This window comes from Pseudomonas gingeri, assembly GCF_013385635.1.
In the GTDB taxonomy this organism is placed as follows: Bacteria; Pseudomonadota; Gammaproteobacteria; order Pseudomonadales; family Pseudomonadaceae; genus Aquipseudomonas; species Aquipseudomonas gingeri_A.
Genome location: NZ_JACAPR010000012.1, coordinates 389,486 through 409,073 on the forward strand (window position 1 = coordinate 389,486; position 19,588 = coordinate 409,073).

The 19,588-nt window shown below is 62.5% G+C and carries 16 protein-coding genes and 1 pseudogene; 5 read left to right on the forward strand and 12 right to left on the reverse strand.

From position 1 onward, the window contains the following. Window positions 1–64 precede the first annotated feature (64 nt). The 3 genes from HX851_RS40510 to HX851_RS40520 all read right to left on the reverse strand — a co-directional run bounded on the left by HX851_RS40510 (window position 65) and on the right by HX851_RS40520 (window position 2,162). Complete coding sequence (locus HX851_RS40510; RefSeq protein ID WP_256262761.1) at window positions 65–799, reverse strand: fimbrial biogenesis chaperone; 735 nt, start codon at window positions 797–799, stop codon at window positions 65–67. A 62-nt stretch (window positions 800–861) separates the two neighbouring features. Then, on the reverse strand, window positions 862–1,419 hold the full coding sequence (locus HX851_RS40515; RefSeq protein ID WP_177062331.1) for a fimbrial protein: 558 nt from the start codon (window positions 1,417–1,419) through the stop codon (window positions 862–864). 410 nt (window positions 1,420–1,829) lie between these two features. Further along, complete coding sequence (locus HX851_RS40520) at window positions 1,830–2,162, reverse strand: type 1 fimbrial protein (RefSeq protein ID WP_177062333.1); 333 nt, start codon at window positions 2,160–2,162, stop codon at window positions 1,830–1,832. Window positions 2,163–2,538: 376 nt separating this feature from the next. Here HX851_RS40520 and HX851_RS40525 point away from each other — a divergent pair, with 376 nt between their 5' ends. The 5 genes and pseudogenes from HX851_RS40525 to HX851_RS45485 all read left to right on the forward strand — a co-directional run. Further along, on the forward strand, window positions 2,539–3,702 hold the full coding sequence (locus HX851_RS40525) for an efflux RND transporter periplasmic adaptor subunit (RefSeq protein WP_177065131.1): 1,164 nt from the start codon (window positions 2,539–2,541) through the stop codon (window positions 3,700–3,702). Next, window positions 3,699–6,794, forward strand: coding sequence for a multidrug efflux RND transporter permease subunit (locus HX851_RS40530; RefSeq protein WP_177062337.1), 3,096 nt, complete (start codon window positions 3,699–3,701; stop codon window positions 6,792–6,794). The genes HX851_RS40525 and HX851_RS40530 overlap by 4 nt, the downstream gene beginning before the upstream one ends. Window positions 6,795–6,803: 9 nt before the next feature. Continuing rightward, entirely contained in the window at window positions 6,804–7,484 is a 681-nt protein-coding gene (locus HX851_RS40535) for a heavy metal response regulator transcription factor (protein WP_177062339.1), read from the forward strand. After that, window positions 7,474–8,838 (forward strand): heavy metal sensor histidine kinase, encoded by a 1,365-nt coding sequence (locus tag HX851_RS40540; protein ID WP_177062341.1) that lies wholly within the window; start codon window positions 7,474–7,476, stop codon window positions 8,836–8,838. Before HX851_RS40535 ends, HX851_RS40540 begins: the two co-directional genes overlap by 11 nt. A gap of 88 nt (window positions 8,839–8,926) precedes the next feature. Continuing rightward, a pseudogene (locus tag HX851_RS45485) lies at window positions 8,927–9,056 on the forward strand (diguanylate cyclase); the annotation flags it as partial. 76 nt (window positions 9,057–9,132) lie between these two features. On the opposite strand, the gene lpxC reads toward HX851_RS45485, so the two are convergent. The 9 genes from lpxC to murD form a co-directional block, all read right to left on the reverse strand. Continuing rightward, entirely contained in the window at window positions 9,133–10,044 is a 912-nt protein-coding gene (gene lpxC / locus HX851_RS40550) for a UDP-3-O-acyl-N-acetylglucosamine deacetylase (RefSeq protein ID WP_007939852.1), read from the reverse strand. A gap of 112 nt (window positions 10,045–10,156) precedes the next feature. Next, window positions 10,157–11,344, reverse strand: coding sequence for a cell division protein FtsZ (gene ftsZ / locus HX851_RS40555; RefSeq protein ID WP_017123613.1), 1,188 nt, complete (start codon window positions 11,342–11,344; stop codon window positions 10,157–10,159). A 55-nt stretch (window positions 11,345–11,399) separates the two neighbouring features. Further along, window positions 11,400–12,665, reverse strand: coding sequence for a cell division protein FtsA (gene ftsA, locus HX851_RS40560; protein WP_017123612.1), 1,266 nt, complete (start codon window positions 12,663–12,665; stop codon window positions 11,400–11,402). Between the two features lie 14 nt (window positions 12,666–12,679). Next, entirely contained in the window at window positions 12,680–13,549 is an 870-nt protein-coding gene (locus HX851_RS40565) for a cell division protein FtsQ/DivIB (RefSeq protein WP_177062343.1), read from the reverse strand. Between the two features lie 3 nt (window positions 13,550–13,552). Continuing rightward, the gene (locus tag HX851_RS40570) at window positions 13,553–14,521 is read right to left on the reverse strand and encodes a D-alanine--D-alanine ligase (RefSeq protein WP_177062345.1); all 969 of its coding nucleotides are present in this window, start codon (window positions 14,519–14,521) and stop codon (window positions 13,553–13,555) included. Then, the gene (murC, locus tag HX851_RS40575) at window positions 14,518–15,978 is read right to left on the reverse strand and encodes a UDP-N-acetylmuramate--L-alanine ligase (RefSeq protein ID WP_177062347.1); all 1,461 of its coding nucleotides are present in this window, start codon (window positions 15,976–15,978) and stop codon (window positions 14,518–14,520) included. Before murC ends, HX851_RS40570 begins: the two co-directional genes overlap by 4 nt. Beyond that, window positions 15,971–17,041: an undecaprenyldiphospho-muramoylpentapeptide beta-N-acetylglucosaminyltransferase gene (gene murG / locus HX851_RS40580; protein ID WP_177062349.1), complete on the reverse strand. Its 1,071-nt coding sequence runs from the start codon at window positions 17,039–17,041 to the stop codon at window positions 15,971–15,973. The genes murC and murG overlap by 8 nt, the downstream gene beginning before the upstream one ends. Next, a complete protein-coding gene (gene ftsW / locus HX851_RS40585) occupies window positions 17,031–18,245 on the reverse strand; it encodes a putative lipid II flippase FtsW (RefSeq protein ID WP_177062351.1) in 1,215 nt (404 codons plus the stop codon). Before ftsW ends, murG begins: the two co-directional genes overlap by 11 nt. Further along, window positions 18,242–19,588: a UDP-N-acetylmuramoyl-L-alanine--D-glutamate ligase gene (gene murD, locus HX851_RS40590; RefSeq protein ID WP_177062353.1), complete on the reverse strand. Its 1,347-nt coding sequence runs from the start codon at window positions 19,586–19,588 to the stop codon at window positions 18,242–18,244. Before murD ends, ftsW begins: the two co-directional genes overlap by 4 nt.

The window sequence follows — 19,588 nt, forward strand, 5'->3', positions numbered from 1 at the left end:
GCGCACGGGCTCTTGCGAGGGTGCGGCGAACTTGAAATTGAAAGAGATGCTCAGCGCGAGCGCGCTAATTCTCGACCCACAAGGCCTGGCCGGTTTTCCAGTCGCGGCTGGAAAGCTGATAAGGCACGACGGCACCGTGGTCATTGATGCTCTTGAAGCTCAGCCGCGCCTGCTGCTCCGTCACCGGGGCAGGCAGTTCGAACACCTGCGCCTGCCCGGGAGCCAGCATCGCGTTCTTGCGGTGTATCAAACGGCCAGCGACACCGAACAGTTCGATATCCACCAGGCTGACGTGGAACGGCCCCGTATTGCTCACCACCAGCGTGCCGTCGGGCTTGAGGCGCCAACGCAATTGCCGGGGCGCCTGTTCCGGATCGGCCATAATCTGGCGAGGACGATAGAGCACCTTGATCCGCTGGCGAATGCCGATCTGCAGCACGTTCTCCTGTTCGCTCGCCTGCGGTACTTCCTGGACATTCAGCCAGAACAGCGATTCCCGGTCGGTCGGCATCTCGGCACCCGAGTGAATGATCCGTACCGTTTGCCGCCCGCCTCCGGACAGCGGCACCAGGGGTGGCACAACGGCAAAGGGCAACTCTCCATCCGCGGGATCCTCGGCCTCCAGCCAGGACTGCAGGAGGATCGTCGAGCGATTCTTGTTCAAGACACTGAGCACGGCTTCCTTGTGCTGTGCCGGGTACACCAGCCGAGTGGCATTGAGCACAATCCCCGCCTGCGCATGGACTCCTGTCCACACGACCAACGCCATGCCGATCATCGACGTCATCAACTTGCACATGTTGCGACCCATCTATAGCCAATAAAAAAACGGAGCTTTGCAGCTCCGTTCGAAACAACCACTCAGTTGTAGGTCAGTACGAAAGGCACTGTACCGGTGGCCGCGCCCGGCACCGTGGCCACGCCGTTCTTCACGAACACCGCCCGCAAGGCCAGGGTGCCGCTGGAACCGCTGCCGCTGGGCTGGAGAATGCCGTCGATGGTGTCGGTGGGGTCCTGGATATTCAGGAAGTTATCGTTGTCCCGGCGTATCAGGCCGATACCCACGCCCTTGGCCGCACCGGCGGTGGTCAGCAGGTAAGCGTCATTCTGGTCGACCTGGGCCGGGCGGAATGACATGTGCACCGTGTTTTCCGCCGCCGGTTGCAGGCAGGTCACCAACAGATCGATGTCCTTGGCCGTGCCCAGACGGGATTCGGTGCGGTTGCCGATATCGGCAAAGGAAACACGCCCGAGGTCGACCGGAATATTGTCGGCGGACCCGCCGCCGGACGACACATCGCAACTGGTATTGGTCAGTGCACCGGTAAAGTTCAGCGTGCCACCGTTGGCGGCGTGGGCGGAGCCGGTCACGCCCAGGGCGGCACCCAATAAAGCCAACGTCAGGGAAATCTTTTTCATGCGAACACAATCCTTCGAGTTAATCGTTTGCACCCATCACTTGGGTGGCGGCCAATATAGTCGTGGATCGTGAATCGAACTATCAGACCGGGCCTGATTCAGGCAGCCGATTTAACGCGAAAGCAGGACATCTGCCTCTGTCAGAGAAACATGTCATTCGGCGGACACAGAAAAATGACCAGAGCAGTGTTTAAGATTAAAAACAAAAAGATGAAAATCGTCGAAATTAAACGAAATATCCATAAATCACCGAAACTTCCCGGAGCCACTTTAATTATACCGATCAACAAGTTGCTCTTGCTGATCAGCGACATCACTGCGAAGAGTCAACTTCACGCCGGATATTTCAGGGCACGCCGCCCGACTGTATACGGTCCAGGCAGCGCTTATGCTTCGCCACACGTACAGTTCTACAAGTACGTGATCACCACAATGCCCTTGGGGGAGACCGTGGTGATGCTGGAAGCCCCGTTCGACAAGGGTTGGTAACTTGCATTGAAGGGCCGGGCACCGCCGCTGCAGGCATTGTCCGCAGTGTCGACCGACACTACGACACCCGGCGCTACCTGGATGCGTTGTAAAACACCGTGGGCATTTGCCGAACCCGACGACGACACTTCGCAGGCGGCCTCGACGATCTGTCCGGTAAATCGGATCTGCCCGCTATTGAGCGCGGCCGCCTGTACCGTGGAGCAAACTCCCATCAACAGCAAGATACCGAACAACGACAATGTGTATTTCATATCCAGTACTCCCAAACCTGGGGAACCCCTTATCAAGTAAAGCCCACTTGAAAGCACTCCACTGAAAAACGGGGAATATCCGTAGGACTTTTTATATTCGATTAAACACGCCAGTACCTTGATAGCACTGCTCCGCGAAATACATATCTTTGGAAAACAGGCTATTGAATAAGCTGGGGTACTTATCCGGTTATCGTCCATGCCCACCATTCCTTTAATGGTCTCCCTCGCCACTTCGTACCGGGCTTGCCGCGAGCCCCTGGCTGACAGCCGTGTCAGTTAGCCGTCACCGTGCTGACCGGGTCATGGGGTTATAAAGAGGCTACTGTTCTGCCAGCATTCACCTTCCCATTCCTTGTCCCGGCGTTTTGACAGCATGCACATCCAGAAAAAAACCGTGTTGGGCCTTGTCGTGATTCTGGTCGTGGCCGCCGGGGCGGCCTGGGCACTGACCCGTCCGGCCCATACCAAACAGGCCGGCAACCTGGCGATACCGGTCAAGGTGATCAACGTCGCGCAACGGGATGTGCCGCGCTACGCCACTGGTATCGGCACGGTGCTGTCGCTGCACAGCGTGGTGATCCGTCCGCAGATCGACGGCATCCTCACCCGGCTGCTGGTCAAGGAAGGGCAGCTGGTCAAGGAAGGTGACCTGCTGGCGACCCTCGACGACCGTTCGATCCAGGCCAGCCTGTCCCAGGCCAAGGCCCAGCTGGCGCAAAGCCAGGCGCAGTTGCAGGTCGCGGAAATCGATCTCAAGCGCTACAAGCTGCTGACCGTCGACAACGGCATTTCGAAACAGACCTACGATCAGCAACAGGCCCTGGTCAATCAGCTCAAGGCCACCGCCCAGGGCAACCAGGCAGCGATTGCCGCTGCCCAGGTACAGCTCTCCTACACCCAGATTCATTCGCCGGTCACCGGCCGGGTCGGTATCCGCGCCGTGGACGAAGGCAACTTCCTGCGCATGAGCGATGCCCAGGGCCTGTTCTCCGTGACCCAGATCGATCCGATCGCCGTGGAGTTCTCCCTCCCCCAGCAGATGCTGCCGACCCTGCAAGGCCTGCTCGGTACAGCCAAGCCGGCCACGGTAGATGCCTACCTGGGTGACGACGGGCACACCGGAACGCTGCTCGGCGCGGGTCACCTGACGCTGATCGACAACCAGGTCGCGGCCACCACCGGCACCATCAAGGCCAAGGCCGAATTCAGCAACGAGGCCCAGAAGCTCTGGCCGGGCCAACTGGTGAACATCAAGATCCAGACCGCCCTCGACCATGGCGCCCTGGTCGTTCCGCCCTCAGTGGTACAGCGCGGGCTGGACGGTTACTACGTCTACCGGGTCAAGGACAAGGGCGTGGAAATCGTCCCGGTGGAAATGCCCTACCAGGACAGCGACCTGAATATCATCAAGGGCGTGCAGGCCGGCGATGTGCTGGTCAGCGATGGCCAGTCGCGGCTCAAGCCCAGCTCCCAGGTCGAAATCCTCGGCGAACCCAAGTTGGCTGAACAGGCCGTGGCGGTGGAGCCCAAGCCATGATCAAGGAAAGTCGCGGCGTTTCCGCCTGGTGCATCGATCATCCGGTGGCGACCATCCTGCTCACCTTCGCCCTGGTCCTGCTCGGGCTGATCGCCTTCCCGCGCCTGCCCCTGGCGCCATTGCCGGAGGCTGAGTTCCCGACCATCCAGGTCTCGGCCCAGTTGCCCGGTGCCAGCCCGCAGACCATGGCGTCCTCGGTGGCAACACCCTTGGAAGTGCAGTTCAGCGCCATCCCGGGCATGACCCAGATGACCTCCAGCAGCGCCCTGGGGTCGACCACCCTGACGCTGCAGTTCACCCTCAGCAAGAGCATCGATACCGCCGCCCAGGAAGTCCAGGCGGCGATCAACACCGCCTCGGGCAAGCTGCCCAAGGACATGCCGACCCTGCCCACCTGGCGCAAGGTCAATCCGGCGGACAGCCCGGTGCTGATTTTCAGCGTCAGTTCCAGCCAGATTCCCGGCACCGAGCTCAGTGACTACGCTGAAACCCTGCTGGCGCGCCAGCTCAGCCAGATCGACGGCGTCGGCCAGATTTCCATTACCGGCCAGCAGCGCCCGGCGATCCGCGTCCAGGCGTCGGCCGACAAGCTGGCGGCCGTGGGCCTGACCCTGGCGGACGTGCGCCTGGCGATCCAGCAGACCAGCCTCAACCTGGCCAAGGGCGCGCTCTACGGCAAGTCGAGCATTTCCACCCTGTCGACCAACGACCAGTTGTTCCAGCCGGAGGAGTACGGCCAGTTGATCGTCTCCTACAAGAACGGTGCACCGGTCCAGCTCAAGGATGTCGCCCGGGTCATCCGCGGGTCCGAGGACGCCTACGTGCAAGCCTGGTCCGGTAGCGAGCCAGGGGTGAACCTGGTGGTTTTCCGCCAGCCGGGGGCCAACATTGTCGAGACCGTGGACCGCGTCCAGGCCGCCCTGCCCGGCCTGGAAGCCATGCTGCCGGCCTCGGTGCAGGTCAAGGTACTGATCGACCGCACCCAGACCATCCGTGCCTCGCTGCATGAAGTGGAAATGACCCTGCTGATCGCCATCATGCTGGTGGTGGCGGTGATGGCGTTGTTCCTGCGCCAGTTGTCGGCAACCCTGATCGTCTCCTCGGTGCTCGGTGTCTCGCTGGTGGCCAGCTTTGCCTTGATGTACGTGATGGGCTTCAGCCTGAATAACCTGACCCTGGTGGCGATCGTCATCGCCGTGGGTTTCGTGGTGGACGATGCCATCGTCGTCGTGGAAAACATCCACCGTCACCTCGAGGCCGGTGACGGCATGCGCGAGGCGGCGATCAAGGGCGCCGGGGAAATCGGCTTTACCGTGGTGTCCATCAGCTTCTCACTGATCGCCGCGTTCATTCCGCTGCTGTTCATGGGCGGTGTGGTCGGCCGGTTGTTCAAGGAGTTCGCCCTGACCGCCACCTCGACCATCCTGATTTCGGTGGTGGTCTCGCTGACGCTGGCACCGACCCTGGCCGCGCTGTTCATGCGCGCGCCGGTGCACCACGAACATTCGAAAGCGACCTTCGGCGAACGCCTGCTGGCCGCCTACGAGCGCAACCTGCGTCGCGCCCTGGCGCGCCAGAAAACCATGTTCGGGCTGTTCTGCGTCACCCTGTGCCTGGCGATTGCCGGCTATGTGTTCATTCCCAAGGGTTTCTTCCCGGTCCAGGACACCGGCTTCGTCCTCGGCACCACCGAGGCCGCCGCCGATGTGTCCTTCACCGATATGGTCGCCAAGCACAAGGCCCTCGCCGAGATCGTCGCGGCCGACCCGGCGGTGCAGGCGTTCTCCCATTCGGTGGGTGTCTCGGGCAGTAACCAGACCATCGCCAACGGTCGCTTCTGGATCGCCCTCAAGCCACAGGACCAGCGGGATGTCTCCGCCAGCGCCTTTATCGACCGGATCCGTCCGCAACTGATGAGGATCCCCGGCATCGTCCTCTACCTGCGGGCCGGCCAGGACATCAACCTCAGTTCCGGACCGAGCCGGGCCCAGTACCAGTACGTGCTCAAGAGCAACGACGGTGACACGCTCAACACCTGGACCCAGCGTCTGACCGAGAAACTGCGGGCCAACCCGGCGTTCCGCGACCTGTCCAACGACCTGCAACTGGGCGGCAGCATCACCCATATCAATATCGACCGCAGTGCCGCCGCGCGTTTCGGCCTGACCGCCAGCGATGTCGACGAAGCCCTCTACGATGCCTTCGGCCAGCGCCAGATCAACGAGTACCAGACCGAGACCAACCAGTACAACGTGATCCTCGAACTGGATGCGGCCCAGCGCGGCAAGGCCGAAAGCCTGAACTACTTCTACCTGCGTTCGCCACTGACCGGCGAAATGGTCCCGCTGTCGGCCCTGGCGCGTTTCGACGTACCCACCAGCGGCCCGCTGTCCATCGCCCATGACGGCATGTTCCCGGCCGCCAACCTGTCGTTCAACCTGTCGCCCGGCATAGCCCTGGGCGACGCGGTGCTGATGCTCAACCAGGCGAAGAACGAGATCGGCATGCCGGCTTCCATCAGCGGCAGTTTCCAGGGCGCGGCCCAGGCCTTCCAGAGTTCCCTGGCGAGCCAGCCGTGGCTGATCCTCGCCGCGCTGGTGGCGGTCTACATCATTCTCGGGGTGCTCTACGAGAGTTTCGTGCACCCGCTGACGATCATCTCCACCCTGCCGTCCGCCGGTCTCGGCGCGCTGATCATGCTGTGGCTGCTGGGCCAGGACTTCTCGATCATGGCGCTGATCGGCCTGGTGCTGCTGATCGGTATCGTGAAGAAGAACGGCATCCTGATGATCGACTTCGCCCTGGAAGCCCAGCGTGGCGGCCTGTCACCGGAGGAAGCGATCTACAAGGCCTGTATCACCCGGTTCCGACCGATCATCATGACCACCCTGGCCGCCCTGCTCGGCGCCCTGCCGCTGATGCTCGGCCACGGTACCGGTGCCGAGCTGCGCCAACCCCTGGGTATCGCCGTGGTCGGTGGCCTGCTGGTAAGCCAGGCGCTGACGCTGTTCACCACACCCGTCATATACTTGTGGCTCGAGCGGCTATTCCATCGGCCCCAACCGGCAAGCGTGCCGGCGATCACTCATTGAGGCTGGGTCATGCGTGTTCTGATTATCGAAGATGAAGAGAAGACCGCCGACTACCTGCATCGCGGCCTGACGGAGCAGGGTTATACCGTCGACCTGGCGCGTGACGGTGTCGGTGGGCTGCACCTGGCGCTGGAAAGCGACTACGCGGTGATCATCCTCGACGTGATGCTGCCGGAGCTCGACGGTTTCGGCGTACTCAAGGCACTGCGGGCGCGCAAGCAGACGCCGGTGATCATGCTCACCGCCCGCGAGCGTGTCGAGGATCGTATCCGCGGCCTGCGCGACGGCGCCGACGATTACCTGGGCAAGCCGTTTTCCTTTCTTGAACTGGTGGCGCGCCTGCAGGCCCTGACCCGGCGCAGTGGCGGCGGCCACGAGCCCGTGCAGATCAGCGTCGCCGATCTGTGGGTCGACCTGATCAGCCGCAAGGCCAGCCGTGCCGGCAGCCGCCTGGACCTGACCGCCAAGGAGTTCTCGCTGCTCAGCGTGCTGGCCCGGCGCCAGGGCGAAATCCTGTCGAAGACGGCGATTGCCGAAATGGTCTGGGACATCAATTTCGACAGCGACGCGAACGTCGTCGAGGTGGCGATCAAGCGCCTGCGGGCCAAGCTCGACGGGCCGTTCGAACAGAAACTGCTGCACACCATCCGGGGCATGGGCTATGTGCTGGAGAGTCGCAGTGTCGACTAACTCCATCGCCCTGCGCCTGAGCGGGCTGTTCAGCCTGGTGGCGATGCTGGTGTTCCTGCTGATCGGCGGGGCCCTGTACCAGCAGGTCGACAAGGGCCTGGGCCTGTTGCCCGAGGCCGAACTGGATGCGCGCTACAGCGTGCTCGAATCCTCGGTCAATCGCTTCGGCACCCCGGACCACTGGGTGAAGATCAACGCCAAGCTCAAGCAGTTGGGCGAAGAAGACAAGCGCATCCGCTTCTGGGTGGTCAGCAGTGATCCCAACTATGAATACGGTAATCCCGATGCGCAGATCCGCGCCTTCGCCGCCGGCCCCAAGGGCATGCGCGACCTGCGCCTGCCGGGACACGCCTACCCGTTCAAGGTCTTGCTCAACACCATGCCGGCCAAGGATCAACGGCCGCCGCTGCAGTTCCTGATCGCCATCGATACCGAGACGTTCTGGCAGACCCAGCATCAGTTGCTGATCGCTCTGATCGGCCTGGCCATCGTCGGCGTTCTGCTGGCTTCGGCCCTGGGGTACTGGGTGGCGCGGATCGGCCTGAAGCCGCTGATCAAGCTGTCCCAGGAAGCCCGCAAGCTGGCACCGCCACGCTTGACCGGACGCCTGCAACTGTCGCCGCTGCCGCCGGAACTCAGCCAGTTCGTCAACTCCTTCAACTCGACCCTGGAACGGGTGGAGCAGGCCTATTCGCGACTGGAATCGTTCAATGCCGATGTCGCTCACGAACTGCGCTCGCCACTGACCAACCTGATCGGCCAGACCCAGGTGGCGCTGACCCGCGGACGTTCCGCGGAGCATTATTTCGAAGTGCTGCAATCGAACCTCGAAGAGCTGGAGCGGCTGCGCTCGATCATCAATGACATGCTGTTCCTCGCCAGCGCCGACCAGGGCAGCAAGGCCACCAAGCTGATCACCACGTCCCTGGCCGGGGAAGTCGCGACGACCCTGGATTACCTGGACTTCATCCTCGAAGACGCCCAGGTGAGGGTCGAGGTCAGCGGCGATGCCCAGGTGCAGATCGAGATCGCCCACCTGCGCCGGGCCCTGATCAACCTGTTGAGCAATGCGGTGCAACACACCGCGCCTGGACAGGTGATCGTGGTGCGTATCAGCCAGGAGGGCGAGCAGGTGGCAATCGCCGTGTCCAACCCCGGGGAAACCATCGCCAGCGAACACCTGTCACGCCTGTTCGAGCGTTTCTATAGGGTCGACGCCTCGCGCAGCAACAGCGGCGCCAACCACGGTCTGGGCCTGGCTATCGTCAAGGCGATCGCACTGATGCATGGCGGCGATGTGTTCGTGCGCAGCGGCGACGGCATCAATACCTTCGGGATCTACCTGCCGGCCTGAACAATGCTCCCCGAAAACTCAGAGGGCCGGCACCTTGGAACTGGCCTTTTTCTTGCGTGGAATCTATGTATGCGTCAATAAACCTTGTCATCCGCTCGGTGATGAAGCGCTGAAACGCCTGGCACGGGTGATCAGCGACGGCATTCGCCGCCCTGGCGACATCGCGGCGCATTATGGCGGCGAAGAGTTTTCCGTGATCCTGCCTGAAACGCGACCGGGCGTTGCATATCCCTGTCGGCGGATAAAAAAAACCGCCCGAAGGCGGCTTTTAAAAACAACAAAAGGAGAGAGTCGTTACACGGCCGCAACAGGACGCATGTAAGAGATCGGCGCGGTGCTGGCGTCTTCGAAGGTCACGACTTCCCAGGCATCGGTCTGCTCAATCAACTTGCGCAGGAGCTGGTTGTTCAGTGCGTGGCCCGACTTGAAGCCCTTGAACTCACCAATCAGGCTATTGCCCAGCAGGTAGAGGTCACCAATGGCGTCCAGGATCTTGTGCTTCACGAATTCGTCTTCATAACGAAGGCCGTCTTCGTTCAGAACACCGTCTGCATCGACCACGATGGCGTTTTCCACGCTACCGCCGAGTGCGAGGTTGTGCTTGCGCAGGTACTCGATATCACTCATGAAACCAAAGGTCCGGGCGCGGCTGACTTCTTTTACGAACGAAGTGCTGGAAAAATCCACGCTGGCACTCTGGGTGCGGTCACGGAACACCGGGTGATCGAAATCGATCTCGAAGCTCACCTTGAAACCTTCGAAAGGCACGAAAGTGGCGCGCTTGTCGCCGTCTTCCACTGTGACTTCACGCAGGATGCGGATGAACTTCTTGGCTGCGTCCTGTTCTTCCAGGCCGGCAGATTGAATCAGGAATACGAAGGGTCCGGCGCTACCATCCATGATCGGGACTTCGGACGCGGAGAGCTCGACGTAGGCGTTATCGATGCCCAGGCCGGCCATGGCCGAGAGCAAGTGCTCCACCGTGTCCACCTTGACGTCACCGTTGACCAACGTGGTCGACATAGTGGTTTCGCCAACGTTTTCCGCGCGCGCAGGGATCTGCACCACAGGGTCGAGGTCGGCGCGACAAAACACGATGCCGGTGTCCACAGGCGCTGGCTTGAGGGTCAGGTAGACCTTCTCGCCGGAGTGCAGGCCGACACCTGTAGCACGGATAATATTTTTCAGGGTGCGTTGTTTAATCATGGCATGGGCCGCTTCAGCGCAAATTGCGAACAGGTATCAACAAAGGCTGGCGATGATAGCAGACCAGGCCTTTGCTGAACACCAATCACCCTAATACTCCTGATACATTCCATCAATCGGCCTGGCGACGCAGGAAAGCCGGGATGTCCAGATAGTCCAGGTCGTCTTGCGGGTTCATCTTCGCGGCAGTCGCAGCACCGGCCTGGGCCTGGTTGCGCATGACGGTCGGACGATCCAGGTCACGGTAGTTCACCGACGGCAGTTCCTGACGGGCAGGTGCTGGTGCGGCGGCGGACTGAGTGGTCTGCAGGGTATTGTCGATCACCTTGACCGGCTTCTCTATTTTCGCGCCCAGGCCGGTGGCGACCACGGTCACGTGCAGCTCGTCGCGCATGTCCGGATCGATAACGGTACCGACCTTGACCATGGCGTGCTCGGAAGCGAAGGCTTCGATGATGCTACCGACGTCGGAGTACTCACCCAGGGACAGGTCAGGACCGGCGGTGATATTCACCAGGATGCCGCGTGCACCTTGCAGGTTCACGTCTTCGAGCAACGGGTTGCGGATCGCCGCTTCGGTGGCTTCACGTGCACGGTTCGGACCGCTGGCACAGCCAGTGCCCATCATCGCCATGCCCATTTCACTCATCACGGTGCGTACGTCGGCAAAGTCGACGTTGATCATGCCCGGACGCTTGATGATGTCGGAGATACCGCGAACGGCACCGGCCAGTACATCGTCCGCCTTGGCGAAAGCCGACAGCAGGCTGGCGTCCTTACCCAGGATGGTCAGCAGCTTCTCGTTGGGAATGGTGATCAACGAGTCGACGCTTTCGCTCAGCGCGCGGATGCCCTCATCGGCGATCTGCATGCGCTTGCGGCCTTCGAACGGGAACGGACGGGTCACCACCGCAACGGTGAGGATGCCCATTTCCTTGGCCACTTCGGCGATGATCGGGGCCGCACCGGTACCGGTACCGCCACCCATGCCGGTGGTGATGAAGACCATGTTGGTGCCTTGCAGCACTTCAGCGATACGCTCGCGGTCTTCCAGGGCGGCCTGACGACCGACTTCCGGGTTGGCGCCAGCGCCAAGGCCCTTGGTCACGCCGGTGCCCAGTTGCAGGATGGTCCGCGCGCCGATGTTCTTCAGCGCCTGGGCATCGGTGTTGGCGCAGATGAACTCGACGCCTTCAATGTTGCTCTTGACCATGTGGTTGACAGCGTTGCCGCCGCCACCGCCGACGCCGATAACCTTGATTACCGGACTTTGTGGGACGTTGTCTACGAGTTCGAACATGTTCCCTCTCCTTTCATTCTCTAGTTTTTTCGCCTACTTCTACTGCTTTGAAACTTTAAAAGTTGCCCTGTACCCAGCGTTTCAAACGCTCCAGCACCGGTGCTTTCTGTTCTTCATCGCGATAGTCGTTTCTGTTGCCGCCGTTGTAGCCGGACAGGGAAATGCCGTCCGACTGCTTTTGCAGCCCGTACAGCAACAGCCCTACCCCAGTTGAATAGATCGGGTTGCGGACCACGTCCGACAGCCCCTTGACGGTGTGCGGCACGCCCAGACGCACCGGCATGTGGAAAATTTCCTCGGCCAGTTCGACCGCGCCTTCCATCTTCGAAGTACCGCCGGTCAGGACGATGCCGGCCGGGATCAGGTCTTCGTAGCCGCTGCGACGCAGCTCGGCCTGGATCAGGGTGAACAACTCGTCGTAGCGCGGCTCGACCACTTCGGCCAGGGCCTGGCGGGACAGCTCGCGCGGCGGACGATCGCCGACGCTCGGGACCTTGATGGTCTCACCGGCACCGGCCAGCTTGGCCAGGGCGCAGGCGTAGCGGATCTTGATCTCTTCGGCGTACTGGGTCGGGGTGCGCAGCGCCATGGCGATGTCGTTGGTCACCTGGTCACCGGCAATCGGGATCACGGCGGTGTGGCGGATGGCGCCTTCGGTGAAAATCGCGATGTCGGTGGTACCGCCGCCGATGTCCACCAGGCAGACGCCCAGCTCTTTCTCGTCGTCGGTCAGCACCGAGTAGGCGGAGGCCAGTTGCTCGAGGATGATGTCGTCGATTTCCAGGCCGCAGCGACGCACGCACTTCTCGATGTTCTGTGCCGCGTTCACCGCGCAGGTGACCACGTGGACCTTGGCTTCCAGGCGTACGCCGGACATGCCCAGAGGCTCGCGAACACCTTCCTGGTTATCGATCACGTAGTCCTGCGGCAGGGTGTGCAGGACCCGCTGGTCAGCCGGGATCGCCACGGCCTGGGCCGCGTCCAGTACACGCTCGAGATCCGCCGAGCTGACTTCGCGATCACGGATCGCGACGATGCCGTGGGAATTCAGGCTACGGATGTGATTGCCCGCCACGCCGACGAACGCCGAGTGGATCCGGCAACCGGCCATCAGTTGCGCTTCTTCTACCGCGCGCTGGATCGACTGCACGGTGGACTCGATATTCACCACCACGCCCTTCTTCAGGCCGCGCGAAGGATGGGTACCGATACCGACGATTTCCAGCGTGCCATCGGCCGCGACCTCGCCTACCAGCGCCACCACCTTGGAGGTACCGATATCCAGTCCGACGATCATTTTGCCGCTTTGCACGTTTGCCATGGTCCTGCCTCTTCTTAATTCTTCGCAACGGCGGGTTTGGCCGTCACGGGCGCCACAGGTTCCCGCCATCCGACGGCCAGGCCGTTGGAGTAACGCAGATCGATGCTGGCAATGTTCGTAATCTGTTCTTTCAACGTTTTTTCATAAATGGCAATGAAACGGCGCATCTTCTCGACCAGATGGTCGCGGCCCAACAACAACTGGATACCCGGCCCCGCGCTTCCTGCGCCGGTGGTCAGGAACCAGCTGCCCCGCTCACGCAGTTCCAGCCGGGCGATGGAGAAGCCCAGCGGGCGCAACATCTGACTCAGGACCTGGTACTGCTGCATCACCTGCTGTTGAGCCCGCTGCGGGCCGAACAGCTGCGGCAGATGTTCGTAGTTCGCCAGTTCCCGTGGCGCGAACGCCTGGCCCTGGTTGTTCAACAGCGCTTCGTCGCCCCAGCGCGCCACGGGCAGCTGTTCTTCCAGGCGGATCACCACCTGGTCCGGCCACACACGCCGGACCTCGGCGTGGGCAATCCACGGCATGGTCTCCAGCTCGGCGCGCATGCTCGCCAGGTCGATGGTGAAGAAGCTCGCCGCGACGTACGGCGCGATCCGCTGCTGCACCGCCTGCTGGCTGATGTAGCTGAGGTCGCCCTGGACGTTGATCTTGCTGATCGGCCGATCCGCATAGGGCAACAGGCGCTGGGCGCCTTCATAAGTGCCGAAGCCCAGGGCCACCAGCAACACCGGCCACATCAGGCGCTTCAAAAAGCCGAAGTTGGCTTTTGGCAGGCGCACCGACATCGGCTCTTTAGCCACCATTCGGCTGGCACCCCGCGGCACCGGCTTGTTACGGCCGGGTGCGGGTGGCTGATGACGAATCTGCGCGCCGTGCATGGTTTAACCTCGCGGCTCTACGTGACTGGCGACACTTTCCGCCAGGATCGCCAGCACCAACTGCTGGAAATCGAGACCGGCCGCCCGTGCCGCCATGGGCACCAGACTGTGGTCAGTCATGCCCGGGGCGGTGTTGACTTCCAGGAACCAGAACTGCCCATCGGCATCCTGCATCACGTCGGCACGCGCCCAACCGGCAATACCGAGCGCCTCACAGGCTTTCGCCGTGAGGTCCATCAGTTCTTTTTCCTTGTCGCTGTCGAGGCCACACGGAATCCGGTACTGGGTATCGGAAGCCAGGTACTTGGCGTCGTAGTCATAGAACGAATGCGGGGTGCCGAGGGCGATCGGTGGCAGGATCTGCCCGCGCAGGGTGGCGATGGTGAACTCCGGACCCTGGATCCATTGTTCGACCAACACTTGCGAGTCGTAGGTGGCGGCGGCTTTCCAGGCGACGATCAGTTCATCGACGCCGGTCACCTTGGCCATGCCAATACTGGAGCCTTCATGAGCAGGTTTGACGATCAAAGGGAAACCCAGTTCCGCGCCGGCGCAAATACAGTCGGCCTCCGAACTCAACACGGCATGACGCGGCGTCGGAATCCCCAGGCTGTGCCAGACCTGCTTGGTGCGCAGCTTGTCCATGGCCAGGGCCGAAGCGAGAATGCCGCTGCCGGTGTAAGGAATGCCCAGGCACTCCAGCAGGCCCTGCATGCTGCCGTCTTCGCCACCGCGGCCATGAAGAATGATAAAGGCGCGGTCGATTTTTTCGTGCAGCAGGCGCTGCAGGAAGTCGTCGCCCACGTCGATGCCGAACGCATCGACACCGCCGCTCTGCAGGGCTTCGAGCACTGCGTTACCGGACTTCAGCGAGACTTCACGCTCGGCGCTCTTGCCACCGAACAACACGGCGACCCGGCCGAAAGTTTTCGGTTCGAGGGTCGAGAACAGGTTGGCGTAGGCAGCGGTCATTTCGTTTTCCCCGGGCTGACTGCTGCAACGGCGCCGGCGAACAACGCACTCTTGAGCAACTGCGGGGCGAGCCCACCGATATCACCGGCGCCCTGGCACAGCAGGATGTCGCCCGGCAGCAACAGCGGTTTGACCAGCGGGGCCAGTTCCACGCCACGCTCGATGTAGATCGGGTCGAGCTGGCCACGCTGACGGATACTGCGGCACAGCTGACGGCTGTCCGCCCCCGGGATCGGCTCTTCACCAGCCGGGTAGACTTCCATCAGCAACAGTACATTGGCGTCGGCCAGCACCTGGACGAAATCGTCATACAGGTCGCGGGTACGGGTGTAGCGGTGCGGCTGGTAGACCATCACCAGGCGGCGTTCCGGCCAGCCACCGCGCACGGCCTTGATCACCGCCGCGACTTCGGTCGGGTGGTGGCCGTAGTCGTCGACCAGCATCACGCTGCCGCCGTCCACCGGCAATTCGCCGTAGACCTGGAAGCGTCGACCGACGCCCTGGAAGCCCGACAGGCCCTGGACGATGGCTTCATCGCTGATGCCCTCGTCAGTGGCGATGGCGATGGTCGCCAGGGAGTTGAGCACGTTGTGGTTGCCCGGCATGTTCACCGAGACGTTCAGCGGCTCGCGGTCGCGACGCAACACGGTGAAGTGGGTCTGCATGCCGGCCTGGCGGATATTGATCGCGCGCACGTCAGCGTCTTCGTGAACCCCGTAGGTCACGGTCGGACGGGCGATCTGCGGAAGAATCTCGCGCACCACCGGATCGTCCAGGCAGACCACTGCCAGACCGTAGAACGGCAGGTTGTGGAGGAACTCGACGAAGGTCTTCTTCAGCTTGTTGAAGTCCCCCTCGTAGGTGTCCATATGGTCGGCGTCGATGTTGGTGACCACCGCGACCAGCGGCTGCAGGTGCAGGAAGCTGGCGTCGCTTTCATCGGCTTCGGCGATCAGGTAGCGGCTGGTGCCGAGCTGGGCATTGGTACCCGCGGCATTCAGGCGGCCACCGATGACGAAGGTCGGGTCCAGGCCGCCGGCGGCGAACACCGAGGCGATCAGGCTGGTGGTGGTGGTCTTGCCGTGGGTACCGGCAACGGCAATCCCGTGGCGATAACGCATCAGCTCGGCGAGCATCTCGGCCCGTGGCACCACCGGGATACGCCGCTCCAGGGCGGTCGCGACTTCCGGGTTGGACTTGTTCACGGCGCTGGAAACCACCAGCACATCGGCGCTGGCGGCGTTCTCGGAGCGGTGACCGATAAAGATCTGCGCGCCAAACGATTCGAGCCGGTCAGTGACCGGCGAGGTTTTCAGGTCGGAACCGGACACTTCATAGCCCAGGTTCAACAACACTTCGGCGATCCCGCACATGCCCACGCCGCCGATACCGACGAAGTGGATACGGCGGATACGGCGCATTTCCGGTTGCGGCATGGCTTTCTGATTCTCAACCATGGGCCACCTCCAGGCAGATCTCGACGACGGTGCGGGTTGCATCGGGCTTGGCCAGGCGGCGTGCGGTGCTCGCCATGGTGTTCAGTCGTTCCGGTTGCATCAAAACCTCTGTCAGGCGTGCCGCCAGGTCGGCGGCGCCAGTCGTTCTTTGCGGCAGCAGGAAGGCGGCGCCCTCCCCGGCCAAATATTCGGCATTGCGGGTCTGGTGGTCATCGATCGCATGGGGCAAGGGCACCAGCAACGAAGGCAGACCGGCCGCAGCCAGTTCACTGACGGTCAAGGCGCCTGCGCGACAGACCACCAGGTCGGCCCAGCCATAGGCTTGGGCCATGTCTTTGATAAACGGTGCCACCTGCGCCTCGACGCCAGCCGCCTTGTAGCGTTCGGCGGTGACTTCGTCATGATTGCGCCCGGCCTGGTGGAACACTTCCGGGCGGTACTCGGCCGGCACCTGGGCCAGGGCCTCCGGCAGCAACTTGTTCAACGGCTCGGCACCGAGGCTGCCGCCAAGGATCAGGAGGCGCGCGCGACGTCCGGCGAGGGCCTGGCGCGGGGTTTCCAGGAACAGTTCGGTACGCACCGGATTACCGGTGGTCCGACGTTTTCCAGAGGCGCCGAAGGTATTCGGAAAAGCTTCGCAGACCCGGGCCGCCAAGGGCACCAGCAGCCGATTGGCGGTACCCGCCACGGCATTCTGCTCATGCACGATCACCGGCACCCCGGCCAACCGCGCGGCAACGCCACCGGGACCGGTGACATAACCACCGAAGCCCAGCACGCAGACCGGTTGCAGTTGGCGAATCACCTTGCGCGCCTGCCAGACGGCTTTCAGCAGGACAAACGGTGCCTTGAGCAGCGACAGCTTGCCCTTGCCCCGCAGCCCCGCGACATTGATCAGGTGCAGCGGCAAGCCGGCATTCGGCACCAGCTCGTTTTCGATGCCCCGTGGCGTGCCCAGCCAGTGCACGGTGTAGCCCCGCGCCTGGAACTCACGGGCACAGGCCAGCGCCGGGAACACGTGGCCGCCGGTACCGCCGGCCATGATCAGTACGTTAGCGCCCATGGGGAGTGTCCTCCGCAAAGTCGCTTTCATCGAATTCCATCTCTTCGCTGCCCAGGTGGGTCCGACTCTCCCACTCGATACGCAGCAACAGGCCGAGACAGGCACAGCAGATCACCAGCGAGCTGCCGCCATAACTGAGGAACGGCAAGGTCAGGCCCTTGGTCGGCAGCAGACCGACGTTCACGCCGATATTGATCAGGAACTGACCGATCCACAGGAATGCCAGGCCATAGGCCATATAAGCGGCGAAGAACTGCTTGGCCTTCTCGGCCCACAAGCCGATGTACATCGCCCGCACGCTGACGAACACGAACAGCGCGACGGTGCACAGGGAGCCGACGGCGCCCAGCTCTTCCGCCAGCACGGAGAACACGAAGTCGGTATGGGCTTCCGGCAGGTAGAATTGTTTCTGCACGCTGTTGCCCAGGCCGACACCCAGCCACTCCCCACGACCGAAGGCGATCAGCGCCTGGGTCAACTGGTAACCGGAACCGAACTGGTCGGCCCAGGGGTCGGTAAAGGTGGTCAGACGCGCCATCCGGTAAGGTTGCGCCTTGATCAGCACCACCACCGCGACCACCGCCAGCAGGACCATCAGACCGAAGCGCAACAAGCCCACGCCGCCGAGGAACAACATCGCCGCGGCCGCACCCATCATCACCACGGTGGCGCCGAAGTCCGGCTCCATCAGCAACAGGCCGGCCATCGGCAGCAATACGATGAACGGCTTGAAGAAGCCCATCCAGCTTTCCCGCACTTCCTTCTGCCGCCGCACCAGATAACCGGCGAGGTAGATCACCACGAAGACCTTGGCGATTTCCGAAGGCTGCACGTTGAAGAAACTGAAGCCGATCCAGCGCATCGAGCCGTTCACTTCGCGGCCGATGCCCGGCAGCAGCACCATCACCAGCAAACCGAACGCACCCACCAGCATCATGAAGCCCATGCGCTGCCAGGTGGCGATCGGCACCATCATCGTGGCGATACAGGCGCCCAGGCCGATGACCAGATAGATCAGGTGGCGAATCATGTGATACAGCGCGTTGCCCGACTGCACGGCTGCGACTTCGGACGAGGCCGAGGTGATCATTACCAGTCCGAGCCCGAGCAGCGCCAGGCAACCGGCGAGCATGGGGAAGTCGACGTCGACGCCACGTCCGGTAATGAGCGGCGATGGATAAGGTTTGATGATGTTGAAATTCATACCAACCCCTCCACGGCCTGGGCGAACAGGCGCCCGCGTTCTTCGTAGTTCTTGAACATGTCGAAACTGGCGCAAGCCGGCGACAGCAATACCGCGTCACCCGACTCGGCCAGTTCGGCACAGCGCTGTACAGCCTCGTCCAGGGTCTGTGCACGGACCAGCGGCACATCATCGCCGAGGGCCTTGGCCAGTAGCTCGCCATCCCGGCCGAGCAGGACCACCGCCCGGCAATTGGCCGCGACCGGGCCGCGCAGACCGCTGAAGTCAGCGCCCTTGCCATCGCCACCGGCGATCAACACCAGCTTGCCGGTAATATCGCCGCCCAGGCCTTCGATCGCGGCCAGGGCAGCACCGACATTGGTGGCCTTGGAATCGTTGTAGTAATTCACGCCGTGCAGTTCGCGCACCCATTGGCAGCGGTGCTCAAGACCGGCGAAAGTCCTCAGGCTAGAAAGCATGGCGTCGAACGGCAGCCCCACGGCATGCCCGAGTGCCAGCGCCGCGAGGGCATTGGCCTGGTTGTGGACACCACGGATCTTCAGTTCGCGCACCGGCATCAGGTTCTGGAACTCGAAGGCCAGGTATTTCTCGCCATCTTCTTCACGCAGGCCGAAGGCCTTGAAATCCGGTTTGCCGAGGCCGAAGGTCCAGCACGGCAGGCCTTCACTCATCAGCGGACGGGACAGCGCGTCCTGGCGGTTGACCACCACCTGTTTCGCGCCCCGGAAGATCCGGTGCTTGGCCAGGTGATAAGCCGGCAGGCCACTGTAGCGGTCCATGTGGTCTTCACTGACATTGAGCACGGTCGCCACTTCGGCGCCCAGCTGATCGGTGGTTTCCAACTGGAAGCTCGACAGTTCCATCACGTACAGCTCGACATCGTCACTGAGCAGGTCCAGCGCCGGGGTCCCGAGGTTGCCGCCGACCGCCACGCGCTTGCCGGCCGCCGCGGCCATCTCGCCGACCAGGGTGGTCACGGTGCTCTTGGCATTGGAACCGCTGATGGCGACGATCGGCGCCTTCGCGTTACGCGCGAACAGCTCGATATCGCCGGACAGCTTCACGCCACGGGCCGCGGCCGCCTGCAGGGCCGGGGTCGCCAGGGCCAGGCCGGGGCTCACGTAGAGCTCGTCGGCACGGCAGAGGAATTCCACGTCCAGCTCGCCACAACGCACTTCCACCTGCGGATAGTCACGGCGCAACGTGGCCAGCTCCGGTGGATTGTCCCGCGTGTCGGCCACCGCAAAGGCAACGCCCCGGTTCGCCAGGAAGCGAACCAGGGACATGCCGCTCTTGCCGAGGCCGACAATGATGCGGAAGTGGTCAGAAGCGATCAGCGACAC

Bases quoted from the DNA above. Each gene is read 5' to 3' on its own strand.
- HX851_RS40565 (WP_177062343.1), bottom strand. From the start codon at position 13,549: ATGCACGGCGCGCAGATTCGTCATCAGCCACCCGCACCCGGCCGTAAC.
- ftsW (WP_177062351.1), bottom strand. From the start codon at position 18,245: ATGAATTTCAACATCATCAAACCTTATCCATCGCCGCTCATTACCGGA.
- HX851_RS40520 (WP_177062333.1), bottom strand. From the start codon at position 2,162: ATGAAATACACATTGTCGTTGTTCGGTATCTTGCTGTTGATGGGAGTT.
- HX851_RS40515 (WP_177062331.1), bottom strand. From the start codon at position 1,419: ATGAAAAAGATTTCCCTGACGTTGGCTTTATTGGGTGCCGCCCTGGGC.
- murG (WP_177062349.1), bottom strand. From the start codon at position 17,041: ATGGGCGCTAACGTACTGATCATGGCCGGCGGTACCGGCGGCCACGTG.
- HX851_RS40525 (WP_177065131.1), top strand. From the start codon at position 2,539: ATGCACATCCAGAAAAAAACCGTGTTGGGCCTTGTCGTGATTCTGGTC.
- HX851_RS40530 (WP_177062337.1), top strand. From the start codon at position 3,699: ATGATCAAGGAAAGTCGCGGCGTTTCCGCCTGGTGCATCGATCATCCG.
- lpxC (WP_007939852.1), bottom strand. From the start codon at position 10,044: ATGATTAAACAACGCACCCTGAAAAATATTATCCGTGCTACAGGTGTC.
- ftsA (WP_017123612.1), bottom strand. From the start codon at position 12,665: ATGGCAAACGTGCAAAGCGGCAAAATGATCGTCGGACTGGATATCGGT.
- HX851_RS40535 (WP_177062339.1), top strand. From the start codon at position 6,804: ATGCGTGTTCTGATTATCGAAGATGAAGAGAAGACCGCCGACTACCTG.
- HX851_RS40570 (WP_177062345.1), bottom strand. From the start codon at position 14,521: ATGACCGCTGCCTACGCCAACCTGTTCTCGACCCTCGAACCGAAAACT.
- ftsZ (WP_017123613.1), bottom strand. From the start codon at position 11,344: ATGTTCGAACTCGTAGACAACGTCCCACAAAGTCCGGTAATCAAGGTT.
- murC (WP_177062347.1), bottom strand. From the start codon at position 15,978: ATGGTTGAGAATCAGAAAGCCATGCCGCAACCGGAAATGCGCCGTATC.
- HX851_RS40510 (WP_256262761.1), bottom strand. From the start codon at position 799: ATGTGCAAGTTGATGACGTCGATGATCGGCATGGCGTTGGTCGTGTGG.